Genomic DNA, 16202 nt, shown 5'->3' with positions numbered 1-16202 from the left:
GTGTGCAGTCATTGCCTATGGTTGGTACATGAAAAACAATCTATAGCTCCGCCTTCCGACAACACAGACACCCCGATAATTCATGGACGTTACTTCACAAAAGTGTGACACCAAATTAGAGTTTTCATTCTGATAACTAAAGTTATTGAAATTTATGCAGACAAACTATCTATAAGATTTGTTGCTTATCATAAAAGCTATCTTTTATTGGGCATCAACAAACATTATTAAGCAGATTTGCATAGAGACGTTCAGAATGAAGAAAATAATCCTAATCGCGGTTTGTATCATGTTTGGCATTGCGGTGGCCGCCAGCATGATCTCAACCTACCTCATATCCAGCCAGAAAATCGATGAGATCATACTCCATAAATCACAAGTCCAAGCCGAATTCCTCGCTGGCAATGCAGGCTACATTCTTGAAAACTCACAACAACCTCTTAAAGACCTGCAAGCGTTAGTCAGCAAGCTGAAACAACGCTCTGATGTTAGCTATGCGATTGTTATCGATAGCAATGTCACCGCCGTTGCTCACAGTGACAAACAGAAGCTCAATAAAACTTATGAAGACAGCTACACCGTAGATGGAGCAACGAGAGGCGTGCAGCAATACTCGAAATGGTATGCAGATGTACAACAAGTATGGGTGTACGACATTATGGCGCCAATCTATGTTGACGGTAAGCTATACGGCACCTTTGACATTGGTATTCCTATTACCGAAGTCAGTCAGGCAACCAATGGTATTGTGGCGTATCAGTTGACATCTATGGTGGTGATCTTTGTGATTTGTGTGGCGCTGCTCTTCCTTCTGCTGGGCAAGTTGATGCAACCTCTTTCGGTACTGAAAAATGCTCTGCATGATATCTCTCAAGGGAACGGTGACTTGACGGTTCGCCTCCCTATTAAAGGAAATGACGAAGTCGCTCAGATTTCTTCTGCATTCAACGTCTTTGTCAGCAAAGTCCATGAGATCATTTCTCAAGTGGTCAGCACTGGCGCGGAACTTAACAACTCGGCGATCGCTCTTCGTCAACAATCTCAACAAGCACTGACAAGAGGACAAGAGCAAAACGAACAAACCATGCTGGTTGTGACATCAATGAACGAGATGATCGCGACGGTCAATGAAATCGCATCCAATGCCGCTGGCGCCGCAAATGCTGCGAGCACAGCAACAAATGAAGCCCAAGAGGGCCACAAAACCATCGAGAGCACGACCACTGCGATTACCAACTTAGAAACCGAGATGAACAGCACGTCGAATATCATCGTCAGCTTGGCCGAGAATACTCAGTCGATTGGTTCTATTCTCGATGTGATTAGAGGGATTTCTGAGCAAACCAACTTATTGGCTTTGAACGCTGCTATCGAAGCAGCTCGTGCCGGTGAAGCTGGTCGAGGGTTTGCTGTTGTTGCTGATGAAGTACGTAATCTAGCAACCAAAACCGCTCAGTCGACCGATGAGATTGATGCGATGATTAATCAACTGCAAACCGAAGCTCAAAGTGCAGTGAGCTCAATGAACAATAGTAAAACCTTGATTGTTCAGGGTACGTCACAAACTCAATTGGCACGACAATCACTGGAAGAAATCACAACCCAAGTGATGACCATTTTGGATATCAATACGCAAGTAGCAACCGCCACAGAGCAGCAATCTACCGTGGCCAATGAGATCAACATGAACATGGACACAGTGAGCAACTCAGTGAAACATGGCCTTAGTGCCAGCGAACAGCTTGAGCAATCCAGTCAGCAACTCGCAGAGCTTTCACAAGTGCTCGACAGCCATGTGGGTTCATTCAAAATCTAATCCGCCCTATACCGTCGACTCGATACGATCGAAAAAGCCAGTAACCACAGTTACTGGCTTTTTTATTTGCATGCCATCAAGCGGCTTAGCCGAAGTCCAACGTCATCAGTAACCTTGGTTGATCAGACACATTCGAAGGCGAGCGATGTACTAAGCCTGTCTCTTCATTGCCTTCCCATCGTCCACCCTTTAGCAGCGCGACATCGCCGCAAACAAGCTGCTGAATATCCGACTCCTGACGATATAAACCAGAGACTGAATCCGGCTGTCCGTTGGCGCCACGTCCTAGTTTTGTGCGATCGAGTACGTGGTTGGGTAACCATTGAGTCGCAACACCATGGTATGTGGTCACTAAACGACAAGGCACTTGGTCAACATGAAAACGTGGGCACATAGCGCCGCTTAGTGTCGCTAAGCGCAGGCCTGCCTGCTCTATGTCGAACAGATAGCAAAACATATCAACCAGCTCAGCCATGTTTTCTAATAGCTTTTTAGGCGCGGTGCCATCTGTCGCGTAATCTAGCGCTTCATAAGCCGATTCTGGCGATAGAGTCAGAGATTTGCTGAGATTCGGATTTGCAGCAACAAATTGGCTTACATCATCAACAAATGCCTGATCAAAGTGACGTCGCCAAATCGCAATGTTGACCTCGTCCTGATAGATGTCTCCCAACACAGTCGGTTGCTCCCCTAAACTGAAACTGGGCACCTCAATTGACGTATCTTGGGTACTGATGACCATCGGTTCAGCGACAACTGCATTCATTGCATGACCTCCTATGCGGCAAACGTATCGTATTCCTTTTACAACCTTGCCTGTTATCGATTGATAGCAGCAAGGATAACCATTGAAATGTTATAACATAACAAATAGAAAAACAAAAACAGCTTGCGGCCCAAGATTTACCGAGATGAATGTATAAGCTTTAAACAAAGGTGGCAGGCGCCGAGTGCAACTCATTGAGTTTGAAAGGCATTAGCATGAAAACCAATCGCTGGTCTTCAAGAAGAGAGATAGGTAAGCCCGCCAGATAAGATGCTCAACCTTCTCTCCAGAGAACGTTGAGCGAGTAAGCGCTGTAATAAATGAAACGCGAAGCGGGCTATAAGCGACTTAATTCGACTAGCGGAACGCCATGGCACCCTTGCCTACGCCTTCATAAGCGATGATCTGCAAGGATTGATTAGACTCTAGGCTTGGCTTTACTTGATCAGCGATGTAGCCAGCTAACAGTTCTACTGTAGTATCAGTTGGCAGAATTTCGGTTTCACTCTTCGCAATAGCTAACTCAAATTCGCCCTGTGGCGCAGTATAGCGGAACCCATAATGGCTCTCGTCTGAGATAAGTTGGGCATTTGAGCTCAAATTTAGCCTCGTTACAGATACCTGATCTTCAACAGAACCTAAATAGATATCTTCCCAACGTTTTGCGAACGCCGCTTCTTTCTCACTATCACGCTGACCATCCACCAATATTTCAACCGGAGAGCGGTGACCATGCGCAATGCGCTGGCAGTTACCATCGTGCTTTTTAAGGCCATGAGTGTAGTGATAAAACGCGCCGGTAATATTTTCGTGGCGAAGTGTGATTTCTAGTCCCGTCACGTTGCTTGGCAGGTTATCACGGAGGATGTGATAAACGTGCTCAGTCAGACTTTCGATAGTGATCTCTTCTGCATCAATTAAGCAGTACGCTTCATTCGGGCATTGAAGGTGGATGCTTTTGTTGTCACGCATGACATCCAGTGTGGCATAACCGGGCTTGCTTGTGTTGTGAACGACAGCAGCGCTTTTCATCGGCACCAGCAGACGGTGATCAACATGCAGATCGACGAGGTGTTTAATCTGCTTCTTTACCTTGCCAAAGTCTAACACCATGCTCATTTCATTGAGCTCACCCGACAAGGTCGCATCTAAAATCCAACTATCTCCCACGATGCCTCTGTGTTCACAAATGAATGAAGAATCGATAACGGTAAGATCTCTTACAAATAGGTTCAAGTTGAACTCCTTACTACTTTAATGAGATACGGGAGGCTGATTAACATTTCAGCAGGCACTTCGTCTCATTATTTGTGGTTGAATGAATTGGAGTGGCAGGATGTTACAACGGCTTTGCGAAGTCCACCTTTTTTGAATCTCTTTCACAAGAAAAGTGCAATCTCTATGCAATAGTCGCTAAAAGTCATGTAATTCTCTAGGCAGCCACACCTTAAGCGGGGTTAGACTCTACATTTTAGGCTATCAGAGGAAAACCCGCTTTATTCCTTCGCTGCACCTATTTCAGCCTCTAATGCTGTTCATGCCAGTCAAAAACAAACAAGCCTGAACGCTTATCCGCTCAGGCTTGTTTGGTGTATCTATGTTCTTCGGCTTGAATCTACCGATGCGATATCTACTTGTTGGTATGGAATATCTGCTCGGTTTCAAGAGAAGTCATTGCTCGGATTTGACGCCATAGGTAATAGAAAATACCGAACATCATCAACATGCTTGGAATCGCAATGGCTGGGTAGCTGTACAAAGTGAGCTTGCCCAGCTGTTCGTTAAATTCAGGCGTGCCAGCAGGGCTGGTGACAATCCAAGTTGCGAGGAAATAGTTCATCGCAGAAGAAAACGCAAAGGTACTGGCGAATAGATAGTTTGATGACATCAGGCATCGCTCAAATTCTTGAGATTTACCGTTTTCTTCAAGGCGTTTGGTGATCAAAGAAAGGTTTAACACCGTGTCGTTCAAGAGCATCTTCTGCATTAGCGGGTAACGAGTGAAAGTAGAACCCAATACCGCTAAGCCGATCAGGCCAGGGATCAATGCTTCTTTTAGAGCTAACCAACGCGTGTCAAGCTCCAACAGACCGATGCCGCCCGTCAGTAACACACTGACAAAACCAAGCGCGGAAATGAAGTTGAACTTCTTATTACGGATAAGATCCATACCGCCGTAACCAATAGGGAAAAGCAAAGCGACCACAAGCGCCATTGCCGTGCCTAGGTGCTCTTCACCACTAAACTTCATCAATATGAATGAAGGGATGAATACGTTAAAAAGGATCTCAAATAATGGATTCGACTTTTTCGCCGTCGTGTTGCTCATAATTTCCTACTAACTCTATTATGTCGGCTGCTATTTACTTTGGGGGAAGTGTTCATTGCTTAGCGCGAGATGTAAAGCGCTAAAATGTCGAGTTGTGTAACGACTTATTAAATACATAAGCAACCAATACATTGACTCAAATGATACGTAACCCCACTCACGTCAACTCTATCACAACGCTAAGCACAGGACTTCTCTTCATTTCGCAGCGTCAGCACTTCATAACCCGTACTGGTTACCAGAACTGTATGTTCAGATTGGGCAGACAACTTTTTATCACGGGTCACCACCGTCCAGCCATCTTTCTTTGTTTTTACTCTCGCTGTTCCCTGATTGATCATAGGTTCAATGGTGAAAACCATGCCCTCTTTTAGAGTCAGCCCGTGATTGGGGATTCCGTAGTGAAGTACTTGAGGCTCTTCATGCATTTCGCGACCAATGCCATGCCCACAATATTCCCTAACAATGCTGTAGCCATGAGATTCAGCATAACTTTGAATCGCATGACCGATATCCCCCAGAGTGGCTCCGGGCTTCACTTGTTTGATTCCCTGCCACATGGCGGTGCAAGTCACTTCAACAAGCTTTCTCGCTAACGGAGTGGCATCAGGCATCACGTACATCTTGCTTGAATCTGCAATAAAGCCGTTCTTTTCCAGTGTGATGTCCAGATTGATAATGTCTTTAGGTTTCAAAAACTGGGAAGCTTTCGGGACTCCATGACAAACCACTTCATTGATCGAAGAGTTCAACACGTATTGATAGTCATACTGCCCTTTGCTGGCAGGGCGGGCTTTCAACTCATTAACAATAAAGTCTTCCACCTTATTGTTAATGTCCATCGTCGATACGCCGGGTTGCACGTAGCTATCGAGCATATGGAACACCTCAGCAAGCAGGCGACCAGATTCACGCATTAACTCTGCTTCTGCCGCCGTTTTGATAATGACGCTGTTATTCAACCGTTTCCCCTTCCGCTGATGCCACATTGGCTGCTGAGACTTCTGCCGACTTCATCAGGTCAGAAATAATTTGATTAAACGACAGCTGAGGATGTAGCTCTGCCAACATACCCATTTTGATCCAAAACTCTGCCTGAGAGTTAATCGAACGGGACATCACGGAGCTGGCTTTTCTGATCTCTTCATGCAGCTCATCTGAAATTTTGACAATACCCAATATTATACGCCTTATATACGAAGTGTATATTTATTGTATATATAGCGCTTAATCCGTCAAGCCAATTTCTGATCAGGTGAACAGAGGATTTGGAGCCTTGAATAGCAAACCAAAATACTCCTACTTGGGATTAATGGTCTAACCAGATATTGATAGCGAATCACTCACTCCTTACTGGGTTTGATAATGCGCTATTGTTCATATTGTGTAGGAGTATTCGCACATAATGACTGGTTGACAAATGAGCAACAGCTGTGGTGCTCTAGGCAAGCAGACGCATCTAAAAAATACCGATTAAAGTAAAGTTCTAGACGGGGTATTGAAGAATATGATTACCGATTACGCAAAATATCTAAGCTCTGAGCTTCCAAATTACTGGGGCGAGATTAAAACTTCTTGGAAATCGCCAGAAAGTGGCAAATATATCTATCTAGAACTCACAAGTGGTCACCCTTTTCTTAAACACGTTGAAGACTTTGTTAACGAAAATATCTCTGCAAGAAAAGTTGTTTCGCCGACTGCTGAAAACGCTCGTATGCACTATGCCTATGAGATGAAAAACAACCCTCAAAATAGCGAAATGATCGTTTCGAGAATGACGCGGAGAATGAAAGAAGGTAAGGGCGATGTTAAACCTCCAGAGTCAGCAAATATCTCGATTCGTTCTTTGAAAATCATCTATAACAAAGAGTTGCTAGCGACATATAAAGCGTTTCTCAATACCAATTACTCACTTGGCGAAAACTCAGCTAATAAAATTGGTGCCACCAAATTCCAGTCTAAGTTTCAAAATGACACAGAATATACGGACTTCTGTGCACCGGTGCTTAATCGAAGAAATGGCGAGTTGATGCTCTTTCACGGCACCTCACCTTATATCGGTGATTTAATTGCAGGTGGAGGGTTCAGACCAGACCTAGGGAAGAAAAATGCGAAAACAGGTTGCTATGGGATGCTTGGTCAAGGTGCATATTTCTCAGACAATTTCTCGAAGATTATGACCTATTCGACCTGTCCACAGTGTGGTGACTATCGCTGTTTTTGCAGAGATAATACAGGCCGAAAATTCAGTAAAACAGCACTAATCTCCAGAGTTTGCCTTGGACACTCTAAACTGTTTCCTCACCTTATCCATAAAGCGATTCCATTCACATCTGCCAGGAATGATTTTAGAAAAGTGAGTTCAGATCACGCCAAAGAGCTGGGTTATGATTCGGTCATTTCCAGAGGTACCAACAACAACTTCTGGAATATATCCAGTGGCAACAATGAATTTATGATCACTGGTGCCAGCCAAGCTTATCCGGAGATTATCTTTGATTATGTAATTGGTGAAGATAACGTGTCTGACAACAATTACTTTATCAACCTCATTTCAGGTGCATTGGCGAAATACGATGGCGCAACTAAATTTCGACAAAGCAGCCAATCCAAACACGCTGTCAGAACACTGAAAAACTTAGTAACACGCAGAGAGTCCGATAAACTGGTAACTGCGGTAAATTACTATATGTCGGTCTCAATCAAAAATAGCGTATTAGCCAGTCAGTATGGCAATCCCCTCAAGCCAGGCTCACGCCTGCACAAAATGCTCCAGACTGCTATGGTAGAAAGTGGGGCCTATCAGGATTATTAAGCAATACTCTCAGACTGTGTGGCCTGACTACCTCAGGCCACAATCTGACTGACTCCTGTTCTGCATTTCTGCTTGAGATCGTCACAATTTCCTGTACTTTACCTGATATTCGCTTGAGTATTTTCCAAGCCCTTCGCTTTCTGCATTTTTAGGTAAACACAACATGTCGCTTTCAGATATCAAATTCGTCGCTGCCGATATGGACGGCACTCTGCTGGATGAAAACAGCCAGCTAAACCCTGAATTCTTCGAACTATACGAGCAGCTTGAACAGAAACAGATCATTTTTGCAGCGGCATCGGGGCGTCAGTATTACAGCCTGATGGAGACTTTCTCTCCAGTTAAAGATCGTATGATGTTTGTCGCTGAAAACGGCACGCTGGTCATGCACCAAGGCAAAGAGCTTTACAGCTGCACAATTGATGGCAGTGCCATTGAAGCCATCATTCAGCAAGCACGAACAATTAGTGGAACACACATTGTGCTTTGCGGTAAAAACTCAGCTTACATCGAAACGCAAGACCCTCGAGCGTTGGAAGAGTTTGCCAAGTATTACCACCGCTGCGAGTATGTTGAAGATCTACTCAGCGTTGAAGAAGAGTTCATTAAAATCGCCATTTGCCACTTCGATGGAACTGAAGAACTCGTGTTCCCTGCCATGAACGAGCACTTTGGTGACAATCATCAAGTGGTTGTGAGTGCTAAGATCTGGCTGGATGTGATGAATGCAGAGGCTTCAAAAGGCGCAGCCATTAAACATCTCCAACAAACGCTTGGCTTTAGTCATGAACAAACCATGAGCTTTGGCGACTACCTAAATGACTTAGAAATGCTCAAAGAGAGCTACCACTCCTACGCCATGGAGAATGCTCACGACACCATTAAGCAGACCGCTCGATTCCGCGCACCAAGTAATCGAGAGAATGGCGTCCTTAAAGTCATTAAGGACAAGCTGCTTTAAAGCGCATCAATTTAAAGCCCGTCACCGTCGTTTTCGGGCTTTTTCTCATCTTCGATTATCACTGCGGCTTTCTCTTTCTCCGACAGTTCTGCGAGTTGCTGCGTGATTTCTTCTTGCCTCTTGGAACAGCGTTCAACTGCCTCTGCGGTCACTTTAAGGGCTTTAGCCATCTGAGACACATTGTGTGTTGCACTGAATACCGTACTCTGAAGTGGTCTTAGCAATAGCCAGTACACTGCACCGATGGCAGCGATCAAGATGACACCGACTAAAGCGACGATCAACACGATCTTAAACTGCAAATCGTCGAAAAATCGCTGACTCTTTTCACTGACAACTTGTTGCGAGTGCTGAATAGCGGCAGGGAAGCTAGCAACGGAGTCTCTGGAGATGGAGACCAGTTGATTGAGGTTGGAAATAGTCTCACTCAACGTCTGCTTTTGTTGTTCGGTCAGATTATCACTGTGCGCAATACCATCGAGAGCACCCGCAATGCTATCCAACGATGCACGAGTTTGATCGATGGAATTCTCTATCCCGTCCAACTCCAGCGTCACATTAACGTCAATAAATGCACTGTCACTCTCAGGTGGTGGCTGTCCAAAAGCGCTCAGAGAGATTAAAGCAAGCCCCAGCATCATCCAGATTTTCATCGATTACTTCTCATTAAATTCATATTTCTTCTCCATAATTTAGCTTTGATTTCAGCGCGTTACTGAGACACATAACAAAAACGAGAGTTAACTCCTGAAACGAGCAGTAAAAATCAGCGCGATGCCCCCTAAAATCAGCAATGACGACATGACTGCATTTAGAGTGATCGTTTCACCAAGTAGTAAACTACCCGCAATAAACGCAATCACAGGTACCGCCAACTGAGAAACAGAAGCTTGAAGAACGGAGAGTTGCCTTAGAACCTGATACCAAAGAATGTAACCGAACCCTGATGCGAACACCCCAGACAGTAGCGCCCACATGGCTCCCTGCGCAGTGACAGACTCCAATGAGAGTAATGCGGGGCTGAGCATCAGAGCCATCAGGCTCGCCACCAAAAAACCATGAGTTATCGACTGAGCAGCATTGGCAGTATTACGGCCCAGCAATGTGAACCCAGCCCAACAAATACCTGAGATCAACATTAAAGCAGCGGAACCGAAATTGGGTGTCTCGGCAGACGGCAACATAAGCACAACAAACCCCGTCAGAGAAATACCAATGCCAATGCTCTCACCTATTTTAAGGCGGTTACCTGTCATCAAATGGAAAGCAATCAGTGCCATCTGAACCATTCCGAATAGAATCAACGCTCCCGTCCCTGTAGTGAGCTGGGTATACGCGAATGAAAAGCTTACCGCATAACCAAACAGTGCTCCCCCAGCCCACCAACTGGCTCTGTCGCTGACAAATTGGTAGTTCATCTGGCCTCTGAAAGCTAAGATAAGCCATAGCGTCACCGCCCCAGACACCAAACGAATCCAAGTAAATGAGCCAGGATCAATAGCGTGATTTGCGAGAGCAAACCGACAGAAAAATGAGTTAGCGGCAAACGCAGTGAGCGCAGCGACAAGAAGAATAGATTTATGCATAAATTTCCCTTTCAACCATAGGATTGTATGGCGAAAGCTGAGGTTCAGGATAGCTCGGTTGTTTCTGGTTAATACTCGAAAGCTATATCGATAGACAATTAAAAAGCCGCGATGATTATCGCGGCTTAGACTCATGGATGAGTTTAGTGAGACTGTTCACTGCTTAGTTGTGCAGAATGAATCTCTTGATACGCTTTCGCTTCATCCCGCCCCATATATTTACCTAATGTTCTGACTGGTACCGAAGTCAGGTCGACGACAATCAAGCCATCCAGCGCAAAGTTAAAGGCAGGGTCAACATTAAAGCAAACCAGTTTACCGTTCATTCCGAGGTATTGTCTCAGTAACACAGGTAACCCCATACCTTGCTCAAGGCGACTCAGCACTTTAGAGAGCAACGGTAAATCAGCCAATGAACTCAGCATGTCCGGACGCCAGAATTCCTGACCACTTTTCTCTAGTGGTGTTGTTGGCGATACAAGCTTTGCTTTCTCTTCATCGTAATAATGGACAGACATTACCGATGCAATCAGCTGTCTCGCGACCGGGCTGTAATCATTGCTGATACTGACCGGACCAAATAAATGTGTGTATTTCGGATGGCGCTCAACAAACTTGGCGATGCCTTTCCATAACAGGAGTAAGGAGTGCATATTGCGTTGGTATTGTTTCGACACCACGGAACGCCCAAGCTCAATCGACTGCCCCAAAGTATCAACAAACGCTTCGTCATAGTTGAACAGGCTGGTGGAATATAGCTGCTCTATCCCACCTTTAGCGATCAGTTCATCTACAAGACCTAAGCGATAAGCACCCACTAAATCTTGGTTCGCTCGGTTCCAGACAAACAACTGATGGTAGTGCGGGTCAAATCTGTCGATATCGCACGATAAACCGCTGCCTTCACCGACTTCACGGAAGCTCTCTTCACGCACACGGCCAATCTCCTGCATCATGTGCGGAATCACATCCGTTGGAGCGCAGTAAACATCAAAGTCACCTTGTTCGAGGAGCTTGTATTGTTCAATCTGCGACAACTCATTCTCCAATGTGGCAACACCTACAGGAGCAATGATTGGCTCGGCATCATCCGTCTGTAGTGCAGACATCTGTGGCTTTCCCATACTGCCCATTAAATACGTGTTCAGGCGGAAGTACTGGGTAATATCTTCTTCATCCTCAAAACCTTTGATTTCTGAGAATGGGATAGCATTGCCGATTGATACGGATATCGTCTGCCCTGATTTGTTGAGCAGTTCACGTCCAAGTAGCGCCGTTCTCAGCAAAGGGTGGATTCGTCCCGCTTGATAGAAGAGCTTGCTGTTCATACCATTGATAAAAACCGGCACCGTTGTCGCTTCGGCATGCTTCACAAACTTAGCGACGGACTTACTCCACGCTTTATCGGTGATTTTATTTTCATTCGCCTGCCAAGCAGAGACTTCGCCCGCAGGGAAGATAATCAACACCCCACCCTCTTTGAGGTGCTGATTGGCTTCTTTGATCGCTTTTCTGTTGGTCTGTCTGGCTTGTTCTCCACCAAATACGTTCACTCCAATGAACAGGTCATCCAGTTCAGGAATGCGTTTTAGCAGTTCATTCGCCAGCACTTTTACGTCCTTTCGCGCCTTAGAAATCAGAGACGCGAGAATTATCCCTTCAATGCCACCAAACGGATGGTTAGCAACAATCAGCACCGAACCTTCGGCGGGGATATTTTCCAGACTGCCATGGTCAACTTCATACTGGGTGCCAATTCGGTTGAGCGCTTCTTGCATAAACTCAAAGCTGTCTTCCGGCAAGATATCTTGCTTGTAGAGTGCGTCGAGCGTTGATAAACCCGTTGCCCACTCCACCATTGACTCACCAATACCAAACGGCGTTTTTCGCGGCAATCTGAAAGGACTATCCAACATATTAAGCTCCTTTTGCTAGCAAGTTATGCGTAAACGTTCCTTCCGTTTTCACATCACGGATGAACAGGAATACACCGCACGACCAAACAATACATGCCATACCGAATAGCAAACCACCATCGTCACCAACAATCTCACCCATAGCGTTGAACTCGGGCATAACAATGCCTAGTGGAGTGAATAGGTGGAAGAAAATCGCACCTGTCATGATACCTGCACTCATTGCCGCACCAACACCGTGTAAGCGAGTAAACAGCAGGATTGAGGCAATCAGCTCGGAAAAGCCAATTAAGTAACCACCGTAAACACCAAACCATTCAATCCCTGACCATTCCCCTAGCGTGCCAAAGATATGATCCGTCTCATAAGAGCCTGAGAACTTGAAGAACAACGATTGAATAAAAACAAAGGCAATAAACGCTGAAGGAATATGCTTAATCGGAGAAAATTTCATAGAGGGAAATCCTTGTTAGTTAACTAAAGTTGGCCAATTGATATCAGCTTGCTTGATGTGACCAGCACGGTCGTCATCCCACCAGCTTTTCACTTCTGCGTCATAGTTCAGGTAAAGCTTACCGTCGACGATCGCCCATTGTTTTGGATCCGCTGACGCAAAATCGTTTTTAGCTGAAATCGCCCACGCGCAGTAACCGCCATATTGAGGAGCGTAAGCTTCAGGGTCTGCTTTAAATTTGTCTAAATTTTCCTGAGAAGAGAAATACCAGTCAGCGCCCTCATATTCGACTTGCCACTTGCTGTCTCCTTTAACAGGTTTACCTTCGGTAAAATAGGCAACCGTGTCATAACCGCTCACTGCTTTGCTGCTGAATATTCCGGTGTAAATTTTATCTGCTGACCAAGATGGGAAACTGACTAACATGATTAAAAGGGCAAATAACTTCTTCATTTGAAGACTCCTTGTTCTACAACGTCGGCCTTCAAACAACTTTGTGTCGTTCGAAAATCAACATTGCGATGATTGTCGATTGATTGGTAATTCATCTCTTGTTTAGTAGAAGACACGACAACTGAGGTAAAACTTACAGTGCGAGCGTCATTTCTTTCCATAAGAGGAGAAAGGTGCGGATAGCTGTCATCAAACGTCTGATGAAAGCGTTTACCTATCTCTTCATCTGGCGTCGTCAACACTAATTCGTTAAACAAACTTAGGCGATATTGTCTCGCGTCTTCGTAGTGCAAAGCCGCCGAGACTATCGGCGCAAACGCATGTGAACGCGTAAGCTGCTCCCCATCCCAAGTCCATAACACGGTTTCATTCGCTGTTCTGCGTGTATCGAAAGAAACCACAGTGAAAGGTGCAAAGTGTGTGAGTTCCATTTCCAACAATCGAGCATCGACAGTCTGACTGGAACAACTGCTAGCAAGACGTTTAATGATCATACCCCGACTGGTTAGCGGACCTTTTGGTGTCTTCCCTTGGTAGAAGTTAAGCAAACACACAGTAACACCGTGCTCGTTGGCGGAAATCCAACTGCCTCCACCCACAGGGTCAATCGGCATCACACAGTGCACACCATCAATGACCAGACTTTGTGGCTCAAGCGCTGGCAGGCGAGAACGCTGCTCGTCGCGATTGAAATAAACTTCGTAGTGGTTATTGCCATGGTAAACCCAAGATAATGTACACATAGATTACTGCGCCCTTTGGTAAGTTGCCGTCGTTGGTGCGACGCCAAAATGGCTATCTGATGCCACGCCTCTTAACGATGCCACGACTTTCGCCATCGCAAAGTGATGAGTAGCGTGGAGCGCGGCGAAGGTAATTTCGCGGACAAAGGTCGAAGTGACTTCTTCAACATGCGTTTGAGAGAGCATCACTTCTGTTTCAACCTGAACAGGTTGATTCAGTTCATTGGCTGGTAAACCAAACAGCCATTCAATCAGCTCAGCTATCTCCTGCTTAGCGACATTAATATCTCGCTCGACGTTATGACCGCGGCGGCGAACGTTGTAATCAATTTTGTCACGGTCCAAACGAATAGCATGAAACAGGTCGAGCCAATGACGGTAGTGCTCACCAATCGAGCTGCTCACATGAGGTTGGGCGATAAAAGTATAATCTTCCGGTTGCAACGTTTCTAAAAACTCGTAGCCCTGATTGAGCGTCTCAATGCAGCCGACAACGGCCTGAGAAGTCTGAGATTTAGCAAGCATGGCTGAAAGCGTCGAAGTATTCTTCATAAACATTTTTCCTGCGCAGAGCTATTAATCGGTCATGGGATAAAGCTGAGTCAGCAATTTTTCTTCTCGCCACGCCCGTAGTAGCGCACCCAGAGAAGGCGTCTGATGGCCTTGCTGTTTGTGTTTAGAGCCAATTTGATAAAGCAAACGGTACTGCTTAAGCAGCGTACTGAAGATATGCGACAGTGATGTGTCGCTGTCCCAGATATGCGCGGCTTCACTACTCGCGCCATTGATTTCGAGAATGTCGAACGCTTCACCACGCATTAATGCATTGATATCTTTAAATTTCACATCCAGACGACCGTAGTTAAAGCCTTCAAAATCACCGAGAACTTCGTCCAGCTTTTGTTCGAGAGCCTCCGTGATGAATTGATTGCCATCGCGGAAGATACAACCACGCGAATGGCTGCCCGCAAATGCCAACTGAAACTCGTCCCCTTCCGGAATAACCACATCGAGATGTTCGCTATGACGAGGCAAATACAAATGCTGAAGTTTGCCTGCACGTGGACAGTGTTCAATCAACTGTTTGAGTGAAGAGCGTCCATCACCCGTCACACGTGGGGAGTATTTAAGAGTGATGGAAATAACCTTGCCTCGCTCCTCTCCCGGTTGTCTGACATAAAATATGCCCGCTTCAGCACTGTAGTCCGAGCGAACTTGCAACAGAAAGCGTCCTTGAGAAGGGAACTGAGCGATATAGTCTTTGAGTTGTTGGTCGCCATTCACCAACTTGACCCCAACCCCTCGGCAACCCAAATCAGGCTTTGCCACAAGAGGGTAAGTAATTCCTTGCTGTTTGAGTTGTTCTTTTGCTTGTGTAAACAATTGCGCTTCGTTGGTGTCAGATTTCTCCAACGTAATGAAAGGCAAAATCCACTGGCGCGTAATATCTCCAGCCGCGCTGAAAATGTCGTGTTTGGATTCTCCAACCATACCGCTAAGTTTGATCGCAGGGTTAGCAATCAGCGGCAGTGCCCAATCTCTGTGATACAGGCTTAATGCTGCACTTTGGATAACCACAGGCGCATAAACGAACCAAGCTGGTAAAAATTCAAATGGCGAGATGACTCTTTTCGGTTCATGGAGAACTGGCATTCCCGCATTGACCTTTCCTTGTGGAATCATTTCGACATTAGCGAGCTGTGTCATAAGAGCCTCTTAAGAATGTTTTTGTAATAATTTTATTGAGCATCCACATTAAGCATAGACCTGCCGGAATCAGCACCCAGCTTACGTGACTCTCTTTCAGCCAGGCCACACTGCCTAACTGGTAGAAGGAACCAAAAATCAAAGCAGTCCAAAGCCCTGTTGCACCAATCACCGCGACAAAAAATCGCATCATAGGCACATCAAGAAAACCACTTAGCGTGAAGCCCACCGTGCGTAGGCCAGGAATGAAACGAACAATAAACAGGGTGATAAACGCGCTCTGGTGAAGTTTCTTCTTCACTTGACGGACACGTTGATATTGGAAAATTCGATATCGTAGGAAGCGTACACGTTGTGCACTTTTCCCCATCAGATAGAGGCCAAGATCTCCTGTAGCAATCCCAACGAAGATAGCCGCTAGCGCCATACTCATTGGCATTAGCTCTTGTACTGCGAGCGTTGCCGCGGTCACGATGGCTAAGTCTTCCAGTAAATAAGAAAGCAGGATGATGCCAACAAACAGCATTGCGACTGATGTATGCCCAGCGTACAACCATGCCTGTATCTGATTTGCTAACTCCATCTCTAACCTCAGCAATACTTCTTCAAATGTTCAGCGCTACTCGCATAGGCCGGCTAACTATCCATGGCGTTTA

General features: G+C 45.7%; 17 protein-coding genes. 3 read left to right on the top strand and 14 right to left on the bottom strand.

Annotation, left to right across the window (positions count from 1 at the left end; translation table 11 throughout):
- Positions 1-256 precede the first annotated feature (256 nt).
- A complete protein-coding gene (locus tag FIU99_RS22365; RefSeq protein WP_006961754.1) occupies positions 257-1816 on the top strand; it encodes a methyl-accepting chemotaxis protein in 1560 nt (519 codons plus the stop codon).
- Between the two features lie 85 nt (positions 1817-1901).
- On the opposite strand, the gene FIU99_RS22360 is transcribed toward FIU99_RS22365, so the two are convergent.
- From FIU99_RS22360 to FIU99_RS22340, 5 genes are all read right to left on the bottom strand, one after another.
- Positions 1902-2582, bottom strand: coding sequence for a DUF1826 domain-containing protein (locus FIU99_RS22360; RefSeq protein ID WP_006961755.1), 681 nt, complete (start codon positions 2580-2582; stop codon positions 1902-1904).
- A 357-nt stretch (positions 2583-2939) separates the two neighbouring features.
- Entirely contained in the window at positions 2940-3818 is an 879-nt protein-coding gene (locus FIU99_RS22355) for a 6-carboxytetrahydropterin synthase (protein ID WP_152472555.1), read from the bottom strand.
- 394 nt (positions 3819-4212) lie between these two features.
- Positions 4213-4911: a VC0807 family protein gene (locus tag FIU99_RS22350; RefSeq protein ID WP_006961757.1), complete on the bottom strand. Its 699-nt coding sequence runs from the start codon at positions 4909-4911 to the stop codon at positions 4213-4215.
- Positions 4912-5090: 179 nt separating this feature from the next.
- Complete coding sequence (gene map / locus FIU99_RS22345) at positions 5091-5873, bottom strand: type I methionyl aminopeptidase (protein WP_172974080.1); 783 nt, start codon at positions 5871-5873, stop codon at positions 5091-5093.
- Positions 5866-6090 carry a ParD-like family protein gene (locus tag FIU99_RS22340; protein WP_006961764.1) on the bottom strand — a complete coding sequence of 75 codons (225 nt, stop codon included), beginning with the start codon at positions 6088-6090 and terminating at the stop codon, positions 5866-5868. The genes map and FIU99_RS22340 overlap by 8 nt, the downstream gene beginning before the upstream one ends.
- Before the next feature lie 328 nt (positions 6091-6418).
- Between FIU99_RS22340 and FIU99_RS22335 the strand changes: the two genes are divergently transcribed.
- Together FIU99_RS22335 and FIU99_RS22330 are read left to right on the top strand one after the other, a co-directional pair.
- A complete protein-coding gene (locus tag FIU99_RS22335; RefSeq protein WP_006961766.1) occupies positions 6419-7726 on the top strand; it encodes a hypothetical protein in 1308 nt (435 codons plus the stop codon).
- 163 nt (positions 7727-7889) lie between these two features.
- A complete protein-coding gene (locus FIU99_RS22330) occupies positions 7890-8687 on the top strand; it encodes a Cof-type HAD-IIB family hydrolase (RefSeq protein WP_006961768.1) in 798 nt (265 codons plus the stop codon).
- A gap of 11 nt (positions 8688-8698) precedes the next feature.
- On the opposite strand, the gene FIU99_RS22325 is transcribed toward FIU99_RS22330, so the two are convergent.
- The 9 genes from FIU99_RS22325 to FIU99_RS22285 all read right to left on the bottom strand — a co-directional run bounded on the left by FIU99_RS22325 (position 8699) and on the right by FIU99_RS22285 (position 16129).
- Complete coding sequence (locus FIU99_RS22325) at positions 8699-9340, bottom strand: hypothetical protein (RefSeq protein WP_006961770.1); 642 nt, start codon at positions 9338-9340, stop codon at positions 8699-8701.
- Between the two features lie 87 nt (positions 9341-9427).
- Complete coding sequence (locus tag FIU99_RS22320; protein ID WP_039952198.1) at positions 9428-10273, bottom strand: DMT family transporter; 846 nt, start codon at positions 10271-10273, stop codon at positions 9428-9430.
- A 143-nt stretch (positions 10274-10416) separates the two neighbouring features.
- A complete protein-coding gene (locus FIU99_RS22315) occupies positions 10417-12189 on the bottom strand; it encodes a lysophospholipid acyltransferase family protein (RefSeq protein WP_006961773.1) in 1773 nt (590 codons plus the stop codon).
- Between the two features lies 1 nt (position 12190).
- A complete protein-coding gene (locus tag FIU99_RS22310) occupies positions 12191-12643 on the bottom strand; it encodes a hypothetical protein (RefSeq protein WP_006961775.1) in 453 nt (150 codons plus the stop codon).
- Between the two features lie 15 nt (positions 12644-12658).
- A complete protein-coding gene (locus tag FIU99_RS22305) occupies positions 12659-13096 on the bottom strand; it encodes a YHS domain-containing (seleno)protein (RefSeq protein ID WP_006961785.1) in 438 nt (145 codons plus the stop codon).
- Positions 13093-13839: an NRDE family protein gene (locus tag FIU99_RS22300; RefSeq protein WP_006961786.1), complete on the bottom strand. Its 747-nt coding sequence runs from the start codon at positions 13837-13839 to the stop codon at positions 13093-13095. Before FIU99_RS22300 ends, FIU99_RS22305 begins: the two co-directional genes overlap by 4 nt.
- Before the next feature lie 3 nt (positions 13840-13842).
- On the bottom strand, positions 13843-14364 hold the full coding sequence (locus FIU99_RS22295; RefSeq protein WP_172974088.1) for a hypothetical protein: 522 nt from the start codon (positions 14362-14364) through the stop codon (positions 13843-13845).
- Positions 14365-14415: 51 nt separating this feature from the next.
- Positions 14416-15546 carry a hypothetical protein gene (locus FIU99_RS22290; protein ID WP_006961788.1) on the bottom strand — a complete coding sequence of 377 codons (1131 nt, stop codon included), beginning with the start codon at positions 15544-15546 and terminating at the stop codon, positions 14416-14418.
- Complete coding sequence (locus tag FIU99_RS22285) at positions 15530-16129, bottom strand: DedA family protein (RefSeq protein ID WP_006961789.1); 600 nt, start codon at positions 16127-16129, stop codon at positions 15530-15532. Before FIU99_RS22285 ends, FIU99_RS22290 begins: the two co-directional genes overlap by 17 nt.
- Positions 16130-16202 lie beyond the last annotated feature (73 nt).

The sequence above is a fragment of the Vibrio sp. THAF64 genome, assembly GCF_009363455.1.
In the GTDB taxonomy this organism is placed as follows: Bacteria; Pseudomonadota; Gammaproteobacteria; order Enterobacterales; family Vibrionaceae; genus Vibrio; species Vibrio coralliilyticus.
This window is presented reverse-complemented; position numbering and strand designations above follow the sequence as displayed.

Bases quoted from the DNA above. Each gene is read 5' to 3' on its own strand.
- FIU99_RS22365 (WP_006961754.1), top strand. From the start codon at position 257: ATGAAGAAAATAATCCTAATCGCGGTTTGTATCATGTTTGGCATTGCG.
- FIU99_RS22360 (WP_006961755.1), bottom strand. From the start codon at position 2,582: ATGAATGCAGTTGTCGCTGAACCGATGGTCATCAGTACCCAAGATACG.
- FIU99_RS22350 (WP_006961757.1), bottom strand. From the start codon at position 4,911: ATGAGCAACACGACGGCGAAAAAGTCGAATCCATTATTTGAGATCCTT.
- FIU99_RS22335 (WP_006961766.1), top strand. From the start codon at position 6,419: ATGATTACCGATTACGCAAAATATCTAAGCTCTGAGCTTCCAAATTAC.
- FIU99_RS22330 (WP_006961768.1), top strand. From the start codon at position 7,890: ATGTCGCTTTCAGATATCAAATTCGTCGCTGCCGATATGGACGGCACT.
- FIU99_RS22325 (WP_006961770.1), bottom strand. From the start codon at position 9,340: ATGAAAATCTGGATGATGCTGGGGCTTGCTTTAATCTCTCTGAGCGCT.
- FIU99_RS22320 (WP_039952198.1), bottom strand. From the start codon at position 10,273: ATGCATAAATCTATTCTTCTTGTCGCTGCGCTCACTGCGTTTGCCGCT.
- FIU99_RS22315 (WP_006961773.1), bottom strand. From the start codon at position 12,189: ATGTTGGATAGTCCTTTCAGATTGCCGCGAAAAACGCCGTTTGGTATT.
- FIU99_RS22310 (WP_006961775.1), bottom strand. From the start codon at position 12,643: ATGAAATTTTCTCCGATTAAGCATATTCCTTCAGCGTTTATTGCCTTT.
- FIU99_RS22305 (WP_006961785.1), bottom strand. From the start codon at position 13,096: ATGAAGAAGTTATTTGCCCTTTTAATCATGTTAGTCAGTTTCCCATCT.
- FIU99_RS22300 (WP_006961786.1), bottom strand. From the start codon at position 13,839: ATGTGTACATTATCTTGGGTTTACCATGGCAATAACCACTACGAAGTT.
- FIU99_RS22295 (WP_172974088.1), bottom strand. From the start codon at position 14,364: ATGCTTGCTAAATCTCAGACTTCTCAGGCCGTTGTCGGCTGCATTGAG.
- FIU99_RS22290 (WP_006961788.1), bottom strand. From the start codon at position 15,546: ATGACACAGCTCGCTAATGTCGAAATGATTCCACAAGGAAAGGTCAAT.
- FIU99_RS22285 (WP_006961789.1), bottom strand. From the start codon at position 16,129: ATGGAGTTAGCAAATCAGATACAGGCATGGTTGTACGCTGGGCATACA.